Below are 13,288 nucleotides of genomic sequence, written 5' to 3'. Positions count from 1 at the left end.
TCAGGGGCGCAGGAACAGCGCCTCCGAGCCCACCGGGCGGTAACCCGCCGCCTGGAACGCCCGCAGACTGCGGGCGTTCCCCGCCGACACCTGCGCCCACACCGGCTCGTCACCGGCCAGCTGCCGCGCCGCCGTCACCAGCCGCCGGCCCAGCCCCCGGTGCCGCGCCCCCTCCGCCACCTCCACGGCCACCTCCAGCCGTCCGGCCACCCCACGGCCCAGCACCAGCACCCCGCCGTCCGCCGCCCACACCCGCACCCCGTCGCGCCGCCGCCGGGCCGCGACCACGCGCGGATGCCCCGGATCGGCGACCTCCCTCAGCGCGACCTCCGGGCACCCCCGGAGCGGGGCGCCCGTCAGCAGCACGTCGATCGTGTCGGTCGCCCGCCCCGTGCGCTCCGCGAAGGCCGTCAGGAACCGGGGATTCATGGTCGCGGCGAGGGGGTCGCAGCCCAGCGACGCCAGCGTCTTGCGCACCCACCCCTCGTCCTCGTCGGTGAAGACGACCGAGTGCGCCGTGAAGGCGACGACGCCCGCGTCCCGCCCGCCGTGCTGCGGCACGACGCTCGTCCCGCCGTCCGCCGCGGGGAACACGCCCCGCGCCGCCGCGTCCAGAATGTCCCGCAGGCTCTCCGCCACACCCTGCTCCTTGAGTCTCCACCCACTGGAAGGCACAGACTCCCAGACATGACCGACGACGGCACCGGCCTCATGACGATCGGCGCACTGGCGCGGACCACCGGACTCACGGTGCGCACCATCCGCTACTGGTCCGACGAGGGCGCGCTGCCCCCGGTCACCCGCTCCGCGGGCGGCTACCGGCTCTACGACGCCGAGTCCGCCGCCCGTCTCGAGCTGATCCGCACCCTGCGCGAACTGGGCCTCGGCCTGGACGCCGTACGCCGCGTCCTGGCCGGCGAGACCACCGTCGCGGAGGTCGCGGAGGCGCACGTGAGCGCGCTGGACGCGCAGATCAGCTCGCTGAGGGTGACCCGCGCGGTGCTGTCCACCGTGGCGCGACGCGGCTCGACCGCCGAGGAGATGACGCTGATGAACAAGCTGGCACGACTGTCCACCGCCGAACGGCGCCGCATCATCGAGGACTTCATGGCGGAGGTCTTCGCGGGCATCGACACCGCGGACCCCGACATCCGCACCCGCCTGCGCTTCGCCGCGGCCGACCTGCCCGACGACCCCACGCCGGAGCAGGTGGACGCCTGGGTGGAACTGGCCGAACTGATCCAGGACCCGGAGTTCCGGGCGACGATGCGCCGGATGATCGAGTTCAACGCGGCGGACCGGGGTTCGGACGTCCCCGCGGGCTCCTCGCTCTGGTTCATGAGCCGCCTGGTGCAGCTCGCGGGCGACGCGCTGCGCGAGGGCGTCGCACCGGACTCGCCCCGGGCCGCCGACATCGTGCGCGCGCTGATCGGCGACGCCGACCCGGCCGTCGTACTCGAACGCCTCACCGCGGTGACCAACGTCCGGCTCGCCCGCTACCGGGAACTGTCGGCGATCGTGAACGGCCTGGAGCCGCCGTCCGCCCACGAGGAGCAGTTCAGGTGGGTGGTCGCCGCACTGGGTGCTCGGGTGGCCGGTTAATCTGACCTGCGTCAGATGGACCCAATGCACGGAACGAGGGGCGGACCGGTGGCCGACATCGAGGAAGCACGCAAGCAGTTCGAGCGGATCGACACGGACGGTGACGGCCTCATCACCGCGGCCGAGTTCAAGACCGCGCTCGCCCAGGGCGGCGACTGGAACGTCACCGAGTCGGTGGCCGAGGCGATCATCGCCGGCCGCGACCTCGACGGCGACAAGCAGCTGTCGTTCGACGAGTTCTGGGCCCACCTGAACAAGTAGGCGACACCGCGGCGAAAGGGGCGCCCACCGGTCACCCGGACGGGCGCCCCTGGCACGGAATAGCCCACCCCGGCCGGAGGTTGGAGCTGGTCACGGGCGCGAGCCGCCGGGCTCCGCGCGACACGACCTCCGAAGGGCCAGGCGAGTCAGCAACATGAAGATCGGCATCATCGGCGCGGGCAACATCGGCGGCAACCTCACCAGGCGGCTGACCGCCCTCGGGCACGACGTCTCCGTCGCCAACTCCCGCGGCCCGCACACGCTCACCGCTCTGGCCGAGGAGACCGGGGCGACCCCCGTACCGGTCGAGGAGGCGGCGCGGGGCGCGGAGGTCGTGGTCGTCACGATCCCCCTCAAGGCGATCCCCGACCTGCCGTCCGGCGTCCTGGACGGGGCCGCCGACGGCGTCGCGGTCATCGACACCGGCAACTACTACCCGCAGCAGCGGGACGGCCGGATCGCGGGCATCGAGGACGAGGGCCTCACCGAGAGCCGCTGGACCGAACGCCACCTCGGCCACCCGGTGGTCAAGGCCTTCAACGGCACCTACGCCCAGGACATCCTCGACCGCCCCCGTCCGGCCGGCGCGCCCGACCGCATGGCGCTCCCGGTGGCCGGCGACGACGAGGCGGCCAAGGCGAAGGTCCGCGCCCTCATCGACGAGCTGGGCTTCGACACCGTCGACGCCGGCGGCATCGACGATTCCTGGCGCCAGCAGCCCGACACCCCGGTCTACGGCCTGCGTGAGGGCGTCGACGGCGTCACCGAGGCACTGGCGCAGGCGTCCCCGGAGCGGCCCGCGGCCTTCCGGGGCTGACCCCGCCCTCAGGCGCTCTGGGCCCACTCCTTCAGCGCGGCCTTGCTCGCGAAGTCCGCCACGTTGGTGTCGACCGGGTCGTCGGTGTACTGGTGGAAGCGCCACTTGGCCTGGATGCGCGGCTTGCCCGCCGAGACGTAGTCGGCGATCCAGAGGCCGTCACCGGCGTACGAGGTGGTGTCGACGTTCAGCCAGAAGTGCCGGTTGCAGTAGAGGACGATCCTGTTGTCCGGCCGCAGCGCCTTCAGCTTGCGGATGAAGCTGTCCTTCTCCGCGTTGCTCGGATGGGTGCCCTCGCCGTTCGTCTCCCAGTCGACGGCGAGGATGTCACCCTTGCGGTCCGGGGCCTTGGAGACGAAGTACTCGGCCTGGGCGGTGAGGTTGCCCGGCCACAGGAAGTGGTAGAAGCCGACGACGAGTCCGGCGTCGCGGGCCCGCTTCGTCTGGGCCGAGAGCTTGGGGTTGACGTACGAACGGCCCTCCGTCGCCTTCACGAAGACGAAGGAGAGGCCGTCCGTGTCGTAGCTGGAGGATTGATACGCGCTGACGTCGATGCCACGCAGCATGGAGCCTCCCTGAAAGACGGTGGGGGGACGGGAGTTGCTTATTCCCCACGATGGCACGGGTGATCCCTGCCCGAAGCGGAAACGTCGACTTCGCTTCGCCTCGGCGCCATTGACGCGCGTAGCGCGGTGCCCCACGCTGGGCTCCGGTGCACGGACGACTCGACGGTCGGGAGGCCGGGATGTTCAGACGCGTGTCACGTCTCCTTCTCTCATTTGTCATGCTCATGGCTGGAGCGGCGGTCGGGGTGGGCGCCACCGCCGGCGCCGCCCACGCCGACTCCTGCTACACCTGGAACCGCACCCTCTCCCAGGGCTCCTCCGGCAGCGACGTGACGCAGCTCCAGATCCGCGTCGCCGGCTGGGTCACCTCCGGCGAACGGCTCTCCTACGACGGTCAGTACGGCGCCCGGACCGCCGCCGCCGTCAAGAAGTTCCAGGCCGCCTACGGTCTCGGCGCGGACGGCGTCGCGGGCGCCGCGACCTTCAGCAAGATCTACGCGCTCCAGGACGCGGACTGCACCCCCGTCCACTTCACCTACGCGGAGCTCAACAAGTGCAACTCGGACTGGTCCGGCGGCGCGGTCTCCGCCGCCACCGCCAAGTCGAACGCGCTGAAGACCATGTGGAAGCTGGAGGCGATGCGGCACGCCCTCGGCGACGTACCGCTCACGATCTCCAGCGGCTTCCGCTCCCGGGCCTGCAACAGCGCGGTGGGCGGCTCGTCCACCAGCCGCCACCTCTACGGCGACGCCGCGGACCTCACCGGCTCGCCCAGCTTCTGCCGGCTCGCCCAGCAGGCCAGGACCCACGGCTTCTCGGAGATCCTCGGCCCGGGCTACCCCGACCACAACGACCACACCCACGTGGCCCTCGACCCGTCGCCCTACTGGTCGGCCCCGAACTGCGGCATCTGAGCCACCGGTGACCGTACGCCGGGCGCGGACACGCTCGGCGTACGGCGGTGGTGAACGCCGGGGCGGACGAGGGGTCTCAGGAGGCGACCGCGGCCGCCCGGGGGCTCTCCTCGGCGGGGTCGGGCTCGCCCTCGTCCAGGGAGACGTCCTTGGTCTCCTTGCCGAGCAGCAGGGCGGTCAGGGTCAGCACGGCCATCGCGGAGAGGTAGACGCCGACCAGCCACGGCGATCCGTCCCCGGCCTCCCACAGCGCCACCGCTATGAACGGGGCGACGGCCGCGCCGAGGATCGAGCTGACGTTGTACGCGATGCCGGACCCGGTGTAGCGCACACTCGTCGGGAACAGCTCCGGCAGCAGCGCGCCCATCGGGCCGAACGTCATGCCCATCAGCGTGAAGCCGAGCACCAGCCACAGCACCACGCCGAGCGTGCCCAGACCGATCAGCGGCACCCAGACCAGACCGAAGACCACGATCGCGGCGGTGATCCAGACCAGGGTGGTGCGGCGCCCGTACCTGTCGGCGAGCGGGCCGGAGACCAGGGTGAAGACGGCGAAGAACAGCACGCCGAAGATCATCATCAGGACGAACGTGGTGTAGCTGTAGCCGAGCCCCGGCACGTCGGCGTCCTTCGCGGCGCGGCCGTAGCTCAGCGAGAACGTGGTCATCAGGTAGAAGAGCACGTACGTCGCCAGCATGATGAAGGTGCCGAGGACCAGCTGCCGCCAGTGGCCCTGGACGACCGTGGCCAGCGGCAGTTTCCGCACCTTCCCCGCTTCCCGGGTCCTGGCGAACACCGTGGACTCCACGAGCCGCGAGCGCACCCACAGGCCGATCGCGACCATCACGGCGGAGAACAGGAACGGGATGCGCCAGCCCCAGCTCGCGAAGGCCTCGGACGGCTGCGTGGGGTCGGCGCCGGCGGTGGAGGGCAGTAGCGCCCCGATGATCAGGAACAGGCCGTTGCCGATGATGAAGCCGAGCGGGGCGCCCAGTTGCGGGAAGGTCCCGTACAGGGCGCGTTTGCCCCGGGGCGCGTTCTCGGTCGCGACCAGCGCGGCCCCGCTCCACTCGCCGCCGAGCGCGAAGCCCTGCGCGAGCCGCATCAGCACGAGCAGCGCGGTGGCGACCCAGCCGGCCTGCGCGTAGGTCGGCAGCGCGCCGATGAGGAAGGTGGCGATGCCCATCGTGAGGAGCGAGACGACCAGCGTCTTCTTGCGGCCGAGCCGGTCACCGAGGTGCCCGAAGAAGACGGCGCCGATCGGCCGGGCGACCATCGCGGCGCCGAAGACCGCGAACGACGACAGCAGTGCCGTGGTGGGGTCGCTGCTCGGGAAGAAGAGCTTCGGGAAGACGAGGACGGCGGCGGTCGCGTAGATGTAGAAGTCGTAGAACTCGATCGTCGTGCCCATGAGGCTGGCGATGAGGACTCGCGACCGGGGGTTGACGGGTGTCTGGGGGGCTGGGCCGGAGGCCGGTGCGGGCATGGCTCGGTCTTTCACGCGCGAAACATGGGACCTGCAACGATCTCAGCCGTCTTGTTTTTCGGAAAGCGGATGTCACGATGTGAGACGCCCGCACGCCCGCACGCCCACACGCCCGGACGTCCAGGCGTCCCCGCCTCCCCGGTCGCGTCGGCCGGTCAGCACTCGATGATGTTCACCGCGAGCCCGCCCCGCGCCGTCTCCTTGTACTTGACCGACATGTCGGCGCCGGTGTCCTTCATGGTCTTGATGACCTTGTCGAGGGACACCTTGTGGGAGCCGTCGCCGCGCATCGCCATCCGGGCCGCCGTGACCGCCTTCACCGCGGCCATGCCGTTGCGCTCGATGCAGGGGATCTGGACCAGGCCGCCGACCGGGTCGCAGGTGAGGCCGAGGTTGTGCTCCATGCCGATCTCGGCGGCGTTCTCCACCTGCTCCGGGGAGCCGCCGAGCACCTCGGCGAGGGCGCCGGCCGCCATCGAACAGGCGGAGCCGACCTCGCCCTGGCAGCCGACCTCGGCGCCGGAGATGGAGGCGTTCTCCTTGAAGAGCATGCCGATGGCGCCCGCGGCCAGCAGGAAGCGGACCACGCCCTCCTCGTCGGCGCCGGGCACGAAGTTCATGTAGTAGTGCAGGACCGCCGGGATGATGCCGGCCGCGCCGTTGGTCGGGGCGGTGACGACCCGGCCGCCGGCCGCGTTCTCCTCGTTCACGGCCATCGCGTAGAGCGTGATCCACTCCATCGCCAGAGCCTGCGGGTCGCCCTCGGAGCGCAGCTTGCGCGCGGTGTTCGCGGCGCGGCGGCGGACCTTCAGGCCGCCCGGCAGGATGCCCTCGCGGGTCATGCCGCGCTCCACGCACGCCCGCATCACGCGCCAGATCTCCAGCAGGCCCTCGCGGATCTCGTCCTCGTCGCGCCAGGCACGCTCGTTCTCCAGCATCAGCGCGGAGATGGACAGGCCCGTCTCCCGGGCCAGGCGCAGCAGCTCGTCGCCGGTGCGGAAGGGGTACTTGAGCACCGTGTCGTCGAGCACGATGCGGTCCGCGCCCACCGCGTCCTCGTCGACGACGAAGCCGCCGCCGACCGAGTAGTAGGTCTTGGTCAGCACCTCGGCGCCCTGCGCGTCGTACGCCCACAGGGTCATGCCGTTGGCGTGGTAGGGGAGTGCCTTGCGGCGGTGCAGGACCATGTCGTCGTCGTAGGAAAAGGCGATCTCGTGCTCGCCGAGGAGGCTGATGCGGCCGGACGTCTTGATCGTCTCGACGCGGTCGTCGGCCGTCTCCACGTCGACCGTGCGCGGTGAGTCGCCCTCCAGGCCGAGCAGCACCGCCTTGGGGGTGCCGTGGCCGTGGCCGGTGGCGCCGAGCGAGCCGTACAGCTCGGCGCGGACCGAGGCGACGGAGTCCAGCAGCTCCTCGTTGCGCAGGCGGCGGGCGAACATGCGGGCCGCGCGCATCGGGCCGACCGTGTGCGAGCTCGACGGGCCGATGCCGATCGAGAACAGGTCGAAGACCGAGATGGCCACGGGGACTCCTCAGAACGGGGGTGGTGCGGAGGGGTGCCGAGGGGTGGGGCGCCCGGCCGCTTGTGGCGGATGCGGCGCCCCACCCCTCGGGCGCGGTGTCTACTTGTTCAGACCCGGGTACAGCGGGTGCTTGTCGGCCAGGGCCTTCACCCGGGCCTTGAGGGCCTTCGCGTCGTAGGACGGCTTCAGCGCCTCGGCGATCACGTCCGCGACCTCGGCGAAGTCCTCGGCGGTGAAGCCGCGGGTCGCCAGGGCCGGCGTACCGATGCGCAGACCGGAGGTCACCATCGGCGGACGCGGGTCGTTCGGGACGGCGTTGCGGTTGACCGTGATGCCGACCTCGTGGAGGCGGTCCTCGGCCTGCTGCCCGTCCAGCTCGGAGTCGCGCAGGTCCACCAGGACCAGGTGGACGTCCGTGCCGCCGGTCAGGACGGAGACGCCCGCCGCCTTCGCGTCGTCCCGCACCAGGCGCTCGGCCAGGATGCGGGCACCCTCCAGCGTACGGCCCTGGCGCTCCTTGAACTCCTCGCTCGCGGCGACCTTGAAGGCGACGGCCTTGGCGGCCACCACGTGCTCCAGCGGGCCACCCTGCTGACCGGGGAAGACGGCGGAGTTGATCTTCTTGGCCAGCTCGGCCGTGGAGAGGATCACACCGCCGCGCGGGCCGCCCAGGGTCTTGTGCGTGGTGGTGGTGACGACGTGGGCGTGCGGGACCGGGTTCGGGTGCAGGCCCGCGGCGACCAGACCGGCGAAGTGCGCCATGTCGACCATCAGGTACGCGCCGACCTCGTCCGCGACCTTGCGGAAGGCGGCGAAGTCCAGCCGGCGCGGGTAGGCCGACCAGCCGGCCACGATCAGCTTCGGCCTGGTCTCCTTGGCGAGGCGCTCCACCTCGGCCATGTCGACCTGGCCGTCGTCGCCGACGTGGTAGGGCACGACGTTGTAGAGCTTGCCGGAGAAGTTGATCTTCATGCCGTGGGTCAGGTGCCCGCCGTGGGCGAGGTTCAGACCCATGATCGTGTCGCCGGGCTTGAGCAGCGCGAACATCGCGGCCGCGTTGGCCTGGGCGCCCGAGTGCGGCTGCACGTTGGCGTGCTCGGCGCCGAAGAGCGCCTTGACCCGGTCGATGGCGATCTGCTCGACCACGTCGACGTGCTCGCAGCCGCCGTAGTAGCGGCGGCCGGGGTAGCCCTCGGCGTACTTGTTGGTGAGGACCGAGCCCTGGGCCTCCATGACCGCGACCGGGGCGAAGTTCTCCGAGGCGATCATCTCGAGGGTGGACTGCTGGCGGTCCAGTTCGGCGTCGACGGCGGCGGCGACGTCGGGGTCCAGCTCGTGCAGGGGGGTGTTCAGAAGCGACATGGGTCGGTACTCCTCAGCCGGCGGTGAAGGCGGTGTACTCGTCGGCGGAGAGCAGGTCGGCCGGCTCGTCCGTGATCCGCACCTTGAACAGCCAGCCGCCCTCGAAGGGGGCGCTGTTGACCAGGGACGGGTCGTTGACGACGTCCTCGTTGACCTCGGTGACCTCACCGGAGACGGGGGAGTACAGGTCGGAGACGGACTTGGTCGACTCCAGTTCGCCGCAGGTCTCGCCCGCGGTCACCGAGTCGCCCACCTCGGGGAGCTGGACGAAGACGACGTCACCGAGCGCGTTGGCCGCGTGCTCCGTGATGCCGACCGTCGAGGCGCCGTTCTCGGCGCCCGACAGCCACTCGTGCTCCTTGCTGTAGCGCAGCTGCTGGGGGTTGCTCATGGCCTGAATTCTCCTGTACGCGAGGAAGTGGCTGGTGAAGGGGGTGGTGGGGCGGTACGTCACACGGAAACCGACGCCGCCCGGGACACAGGGGGCCGGCGCCGCCCAGTGTCTACTTCTGGCGCTTGTAGAACGGCAGCGCCACGACCTCGTACGGCTCGTGGCTGCCCCGGATGTCCACACCGACACCCTCCGTGCCCGGGGCCGCGTGCACGGGGTCGACGTACGCCATGGCGATCGGCTTGCCCAGCGTCGGGGACGGGGCGCCGGAGGTGACCTCGCCGATCACCTCGCCGCCGGCGACGACCGGATACCCGGCGCGCGGGACCCGGCGGCCCTCGGCGACCAGGCCGACCAGGACGCGGGGCGGCTCGGAGGCGGCCCGCTCGGCGGCCCTGGTCAGCGCGGCGCGCCCGACGAAGTCGCCCTCCTTCTCGAACTTCACCACCCGGCCCAGACCGGCGTCGAAGGGCGTCAGCGCGGTCGACAGCTCGTTGCCGTACAGCGGCATGCCGGCCTCCAGGCGCAGCGTGTCCCGGCAGGACAGACCGCACGGGACCAGTCCGGCGCCCTCGCCCGCCCGGGTCAGCGCCTGCCACAGCTCGACGGCGTGCTCCGGCTTCACGAACAGCTCGAAGCCGTCCTCGCCGGTGTAGCCGGTGCGCGCGATCAGCGCCGGGACCCCGGCGACCGTGCCGGGCAGCCCGGCGTAGTACTTCAGGCCGTCCAGGTCGGCGTCGGTGAGGCTGCCCAGGATCCCGGGGGACTTGGGGCCCTGCACGGCGAGCAGCGCGTAGGCGTCGCGGTCGTCGCGCACCTCGGCGTCGAAGCCCGCCGCCCGCTCGGTCAGCGCGTCCAGCACGACCTGGGCGTTGGAGGCGTTGGCGACGACCATGTAGTCGGAGGGGGCGGCCTCGGTCTCACCGAGGCGGTAGACGATCAGGTCGTCCAGGATGCCGCCGTCCTCGCGGCAGATCATGGTGTAGCGGGCCCGGCCCGGCTTCACGCTGCCGATGTTGCCGACCAGCGCGTAGTTCAGCAGCTCGGCCGCCTGCGGCCCGGTGACGGTGATCTCACCCATGTGCGAGAGGTCGAAGAGACCGGCGCGGGCGCGCACCGCGACGTGCTCCTCGCGCTCGGAGCCGTAGCGCAGGGGCATGTCCCAGCCGGCGAAGTCGGTCATCGTCGCGCCCAGGGCGCGATGCGTGGCATCGAGCGCGGTACGGCGCGGTTCGGTACTGCTCATCGGTCGGTCGTCTCCCAGGACAGGACGTGGCGAGGTCGGTCCTCCCCATCTGTCATCGGAACCTGAGAGGTTCGCCACGGCCACCGGAGTACGGCGATCAGGGCTTGCACCTTGGGTGGGACCGCCGTCGGGGGCGGTCCGCTTTTCAGATGTGCCTCGCCCGCGCGGTAACGGGGCCTGAGAGATTCAAGGGAGGGACTTGCTCCTTCGGCGCCCCGGCGCGGCCGGGGACTCTCCCGCGCGGATTCAAACGGCCGGTATGCAGTTGGCGCCGCCATCATTGCACGCCTGGCTCATCCGTGGCAGACCGTGATCTGTAACCGGCTTGTGGCAGTAAGCGAACGAAAACGCGAGACCCGCGCATTACCTTCTCTTTACACTCGACGGGGAGGTACTCGTGTACCGCCCCAGGGGAGGACGATCACGGTGAACAGGACCACGGCGTACGCCACGACCTCCGGACTCGCGCTGCCCAAGCAGCCCGCCGCTCCGGCCCCCGAGGCATGTGCCCCACTGACCGCACCCGTCGTCCGCGACCTGAGGGACCGCGACGGCCGCAGCCCGCACGCCCTGCTCTTCGGACCCCGGGACCTGGTGGTGATCACCGGCCTGCCCGGCAGCGGCAAGTCCACGCTGATGCGGCGCACCGTGCGCGGCGGCCGCATCGACTCCCAGGACACCCGCGACCGCTGGGAGCGCCGCATGCCGCGCTTCCTGCCGTACGCGCTCTACCGCCCCCTCGTCCGCCTCGCCCACTACGCGGGGCTGCGCCGCGCGCTGCGTTCCGGCGAGGGCGTGGTCGTGCACGACTGCGGCACCCAGGCCTGGGTGCGCGGCTGGCTGGCCCGCGAGGCCCGCCGCCGGGACGGCACCCTGCACCTGCTGCTCCTCGACGTCGCTCCCGGCGAAGCCCTGGCCGGCCAGCGCGAGCGCGGCCGGGGCGTCTCGCGGTACGCGTTCCTGCGGCACCGCACGGCCAACTCCCGTCTGCTGCGCGCGGTGACCGAGGGCTCCCTGCCCGCCGGCTGCGCCTCCGCGGTGGTCCTCGACCGGGCGGCGGCCGACACCCTCCGCCGCATCGCCTTCACGGGGTGACGCAGGGTAGGGCCCCGGGATCGAACGGGTTAGCCTTTCAGCCACGAACGGCGGTACCAGGCAGGCGGTAGGTAGGCAGATGGACTTCCCGGCACAGGCGCACCCCCACCCGCACGGCGGATGGCCAGGCAACGAGCTGGAGGAGGTGCTGTCCGCCTCCCTCGGCATCCCGTCGGCCGGTGGCCGGATCGTGGAGGTCCTCGGCCGCAGCTTCCTGTGGATACCCCTGCCGAACGGCGGAGGCCCGCACAGCGGCCCCCTCGACCTGCCCTCGCTGGAGATCGACGGCCAGGCCTATGTGCCGGTGTTCAGCTCGGAGGAGCAGCTGCGCCAGGTCGCGGGGGCGCACATGGCGTACACCATCGCCCCCGCCGCGGAGTTCGCCCGCGGCCTGCCCCCGCAGGTCGGCATCGCGGTGAACCCGGAGGGCGTGGTCGGCATCCCGCTGCCGCCGCCCGCCGTGGCCGAGCTGTGCCGGGCCGGACGCACCCCGCTGGACGGGCCCTCCTCCGGCGGCCGGGTCCGCCTCTTCGAGCCGGACTGGCAGGACGACCCGGTGGACTTCCTGGCCGCGGCCTCCGCCGAGTTCGCCGCCATCGGCGTCGTCCGCAGCGCGCGCCGCTGCCTGGCCGCCGTCGAGACCGCCGACCCGGTCCTGTTCGTCGGCGTCGAACTCACCCACTGGGAGGGCGACGCCCGCGCCCTCCCCCTGGACGCCCTCGGCCGCGCCCTCGCCAAGTCCCCCCTGAAGTGGCAGGTCAACCTGATCCTCCTGGAAGCAGCCCAGGACCCGGTCTGCGACTGGATGCGGGAGAGGGTCAGGCCGTTCTACAACGGTGACTTGTAAACACCGGGTGGGAAAACCCACTCAGGGGCGCGGGGAACTGCGCGACAAGCCACAACGAACCCGCACCCTCCAACGGACAGCACACCCCGAGCTCATAGGCCCCCCGCCCCCGGCGGAGCCTTAAGCTGGTTCCGACACCGGGGGAACTTCTCGAAGGGGCGATACACGTGAGCGCCAGCGGCACCACGACCGGACAGGTCGAGCACATGCTGCGCCAGGTGACGCCCGGGCGCTACGACGCCTACGAGGCCCTGCTGCGCGCCCTCGCCAGCCCCACCTCCGGCCAGGTCTGGATGCTGCTGTGGCACGGCCAGGCCGGCTCCCCGGACGCCCAGTACGGGAACATGGAGGTCGAGGGCTACGGCTACGCCCCCTGCGTGACCTCCGCCCAGGAGCTCTCCGCCAGTGGCTGGAACCGGTCGTACGAAGTGGTCGACGGCCTGGAGGTCGCCCGCGCCCTCTATCCGGACCACTACGGCCTGTGGCTCAACCCGCACGCCCCCGGCGGCGGTGTCGGCATCCCCTGGCTCGACCTGCGCCGCATCGCCTCCGGCCTGGACCGCCAGCCCGCCGGGCCCCTGCGGCTGTCCGAACCGGCCATCGAGATCCCCCAGTTCTACGCCCTGCTCGCGCAGAACGCCCACCGCACCCCGGCGGTCCGCGCGCTGCGACGCGCCTGGGTGCAGCCGGCGCTGGGGGCGCCGTACCTCGCCATCGGCCTGGACGTGTACGACACCTCACCGCCCGCCGTCGACGCGGTGCGCGCGATGATGCAGCAGTCCGTCGGCGCCGTGCCGGACGGGCTGCCGGTGTCGACGGTGGCGATGACCGACGCCCACGACCCGGTCGCCCTGTGGCTGCGCGCCAACGCGCGCCCGTTCTACGACCGCGAGGCCCACGCGGCCGCCCCCGCCCAGGCGCCGGCGGGCGGGTACGGATACCCTCCGGCCGGTAGCCGGTACTGACGGCCGCGGGATCCGCGGACCCCGCCGGACGAGGCGATCTTCGCGCGTAGATGAGGACGCAAAGCGCCCCCTTGTCCCCGATGTCCCAACTCGCCCGTGTCCGGCCCCCGTTACCCACTGTCCGGATAACGGAACACCTCAAACAGCATCACGGTTGCGCATCCATTCCCCGTCAAGTCTGGCTACAGATCGCCAAAGCGTTGAAGACTCCCG

At 71.7% G+C, this 13,288-nt stretch carries 14 protein-coding genes and 2 riboswitches; of the genes, 7 read left to right on the top strand and 7 right to left on the bottom strand.

Annotated features, from left to right (window positions below; genetic code table 11):
• Positions 1-639: a GNAT family N-acetyltransferase gene (locus tag ACZ56V_RS34185; protein ID WP_468947490.1), complete on the bottom strand. Its 639-nt coding sequence runs from the start codon at positions 637-639 to the stop codon at positions 1-3.
• 48 nt (positions 640-687) lie between these two features.
• On the opposite strand from ACZ56V_RS34185, the gene ACZ56V_RS34180 reads away from it, so the two are divergent.
• Genes ACZ56V_RS34180 through ACZ56V_RS34170 form a run of 3 tightly spaced genes read left to right on the top strand, consistent with a single transcriptional unit; the run spans position 688 to position 2,680 of the window.
• Complete coding sequence (locus ACZ56V_RS34180) at positions 688-1,602, top strand: helix-turn-helix domain-containing protein (RefSeq protein ID WP_468947488.1); 915 nt, start codon at positions 688-690, stop codon at positions 1,600-1,602.
• Positions 1,603-1,650: 48 nt separating this feature from the next.
• Positions 1,651-1,863, top strand: a complete 213-nt coding sequence (locus ACZ56V_RS34175) for an EF-hand domain-containing protein (RefSeq protein ID WP_003973534.1) — start codon at positions 1,651-1,653, stop codon at positions 1,861-1,863.
• Between the two features lie 49 nt (positions 1,864-1,912).
• The gene (locus tag ACZ56V_RS34170) at positions 1,913-2,680 is read left to right on the top strand and encodes an NADPH-dependent F420 reductase (protein ID WP_467383645.1); all 768 of its coding nucleotides are present in this window, start codon (positions 1,913-1,915) and stop codon (positions 2,678-2,680) included.
• 8 nt (positions 2,681-2,688) lie between these two features.
• On the opposite strand, the gene ACZ56V_RS34165 is transcribed toward ACZ56V_RS34170, so the two are convergent.
• A complete protein-coding gene (locus ACZ56V_RS34165; protein WP_398916960.1) occupies positions 2,689-3,246 on the bottom strand; it encodes a glycoside hydrolase family 25 protein in 558 nt (185 codons plus the stop codon).
• A 179-nt stretch (positions 3,247-3,425) separates the two neighbouring features.
• On the opposite strand from ACZ56V_RS34165, the gene ACZ56V_RS34160 reads away from it, so the two are divergent.
• On the top strand, positions 3,426-4,160 hold the full coding sequence (locus tag ACZ56V_RS34160; protein WP_398916957.1) for a D-Ala-D-Ala carboxypeptidase family metallohydrolase: 735 nt from the start codon (positions 3,426-3,428) through the stop codon (positions 4,158-4,160).
• Positions 4,161-4,236: 76 nt separating this feature from the next.
• Here ACZ56V_RS34160 and ACZ56V_RS34155 read toward each other — a convergent pair whose 3' ends face one another.
• The 5 genes from ACZ56V_RS34155 to gcvT form a co-directional block, all read right to left on the bottom strand.
• Entirely contained in the window at positions 4,237-5,646 is a 1,410-nt protein-coding gene (locus tag ACZ56V_RS34155) for an MFS transporter (RefSeq protein WP_467383646.1), read from the bottom strand.
• Between the two features lie 155 nt (positions 5,647-5,801).
• Positions 5,802-7,169 carry an L-serine ammonia-lyase gene (locus ACZ56V_RS34150; protein ID WP_467383510.1) on the bottom strand — a complete coding sequence of 456 codons (1,368 nt, stop codon included), beginning with the start codon at positions 7,167-7,169 and terminating at the stop codon, positions 5,802-5,804.
• Positions 7,170-7,268: 99 nt separating this feature from the next.
• The gene (gene glyA / locus ACZ56V_RS34145) at positions 7,269-8,531 is read right to left on the bottom strand and encodes a serine hydroxymethyltransferase (RefSeq protein WP_398918025.1); all 1,263 of its coding nucleotides are present in this window, start codon (positions 8,529-8,531) and stop codon (positions 7,269-7,271) included.
• A 13-nt stretch (positions 8,532-8,544) separates the two neighbouring features.
• Positions 8,545-8,922, bottom strand: a complete 378-nt coding sequence (gene gcvH / locus ACZ56V_RS34140) for a glycine cleavage system protein GcvH (RefSeq protein WP_356371595.1) — start codon at positions 8,920-8,922, stop codon at positions 8,545-8,547.
• Positions 8,923-9,034: 112 nt separating this feature from the next.
• Positions 9,035-10,168, bottom strand: coding sequence for a glycine cleavage system aminomethyltransferase GcvT (gene gcvT, locus ACZ56V_RS34135; protein WP_468947483.1), 1,134 nt, complete (start codon positions 10,166-10,168; stop codon positions 9,035-9,037).
• A 39-nt stretch (positions 10,169-10,207) separates the two neighbouring features.
• Positions 10,208-10,323: riboswitch (glycine riboswitch) on the bottom strand.
• A riboswitch (glycine riboswitch) is annotated at positions 10,324-10,417 on the bottom strand.
• Positions 10,418-10,594: 177 nt separating this feature from the next.
• Between gcvT and ACZ56V_RS34130 the strand changes: the two genes are divergently transcribed.
• The 3 genes from ACZ56V_RS34130 to ACZ56V_RS34120 all read left to right on the top strand — a co-directional run bounded on the left by ACZ56V_RS34130 (position 10,595) and on the right by ACZ56V_RS34120 (position 13,075).
• The gene (locus tag ACZ56V_RS34130; RefSeq protein ID WP_398918021.1) at positions 10,595-11,263 is read left to right on the top strand and encodes an AAA family ATPase; all 669 of its coding nucleotides are present in this window, start codon (positions 10,595-10,597) and stop codon (positions 11,261-11,263) included.
• 79 nt (positions 11,264-11,342) lie between these two features.
• Entirely contained in the window at positions 11,343-12,110 is a 768-nt protein-coding gene (locus ACZ56V_RS34125; RefSeq protein WP_468947481.1) for an enhanced serine sensitivity protein SseB, read from the top strand.
• Positions 12,111-12,277: 167 nt separating this feature from the next.
• A complete protein-coding gene (locus ACZ56V_RS34120; protein WP_104633327.1) occupies positions 12,278-13,075 on the top strand; it encodes an enhanced serine sensitivity protein SseB C-terminal domain-containing protein in 798 nt (265 codons plus the stop codon).
• Positions 13,076-13,288: the final 213 nt, after the last annotated feature.

The sequence above is a fragment of the Streptomyces sp. NPDC034099 genome (assembly GCF_055575415.1).
This window is presented reverse-complemented; position numbering and strand designations above follow the sequence as displayed.

What these genes read in the sequence shown, in the direction of transcription:
- ACZ56V_RS34160 (WP_398916957.1), top strand. Translation starts at nt 3,426, where the DNA reads ATGTTCAGACGCGTGTCACGTCTCCTTCTCTCATTTGTCATGCTCATG.
- glyA (WP_398918025.1), bottom strand. Translation starts at nt 8,531, where the DNA reads ATGTCGCTTCTGAACACCCCCCTGCACGAGCTGGACCCCGACGTCGCC.
- ACZ56V_RS34125 (WP_468947481.1), top strand. Translation starts at nt 11,343, where the DNA reads ATGGACTTCCCGGCACAGGCGCACCCCCACCCGCACGGCGGATGGCCA.
- gcvT (WP_468947483.1), bottom strand. Translation starts at nt 10,168, where the DNA reads ATGAGCAGTACCGAACCGCGCCGTACCGCGCTCGATGCCACGCATCGC.
- ACZ56V_RS34180 (WP_468947488.1), top strand. Translation starts at nt 688, where the DNA reads ATGACCGACGACGGCACCGGCCTCATGACGATCGGCGCACTGGCGCGG.
- gcvH (WP_356371595.1), bottom strand. Translation starts at nt 8,922, where the DNA reads ATGAGCAACCCCCAGCAGCTGCGCTACAGCAAGGAGCACGAGTGGCTG.
- ACZ56V_RS34165 (WP_398916960.1), bottom strand. Translation starts at nt 3,246, where the DNA reads ATGCTGCGTGGCATCGACGTCAGCGCGTATCAATCCTCCAGCTACGAC.
- ACZ56V_RS34155 (WP_467383646.1), bottom strand. Translation starts at nt 5,646, where the DNA reads ATGCCCGCACCGGCCTCCGGCCCAGCCCCCCAGACACCCGTCAACCCC.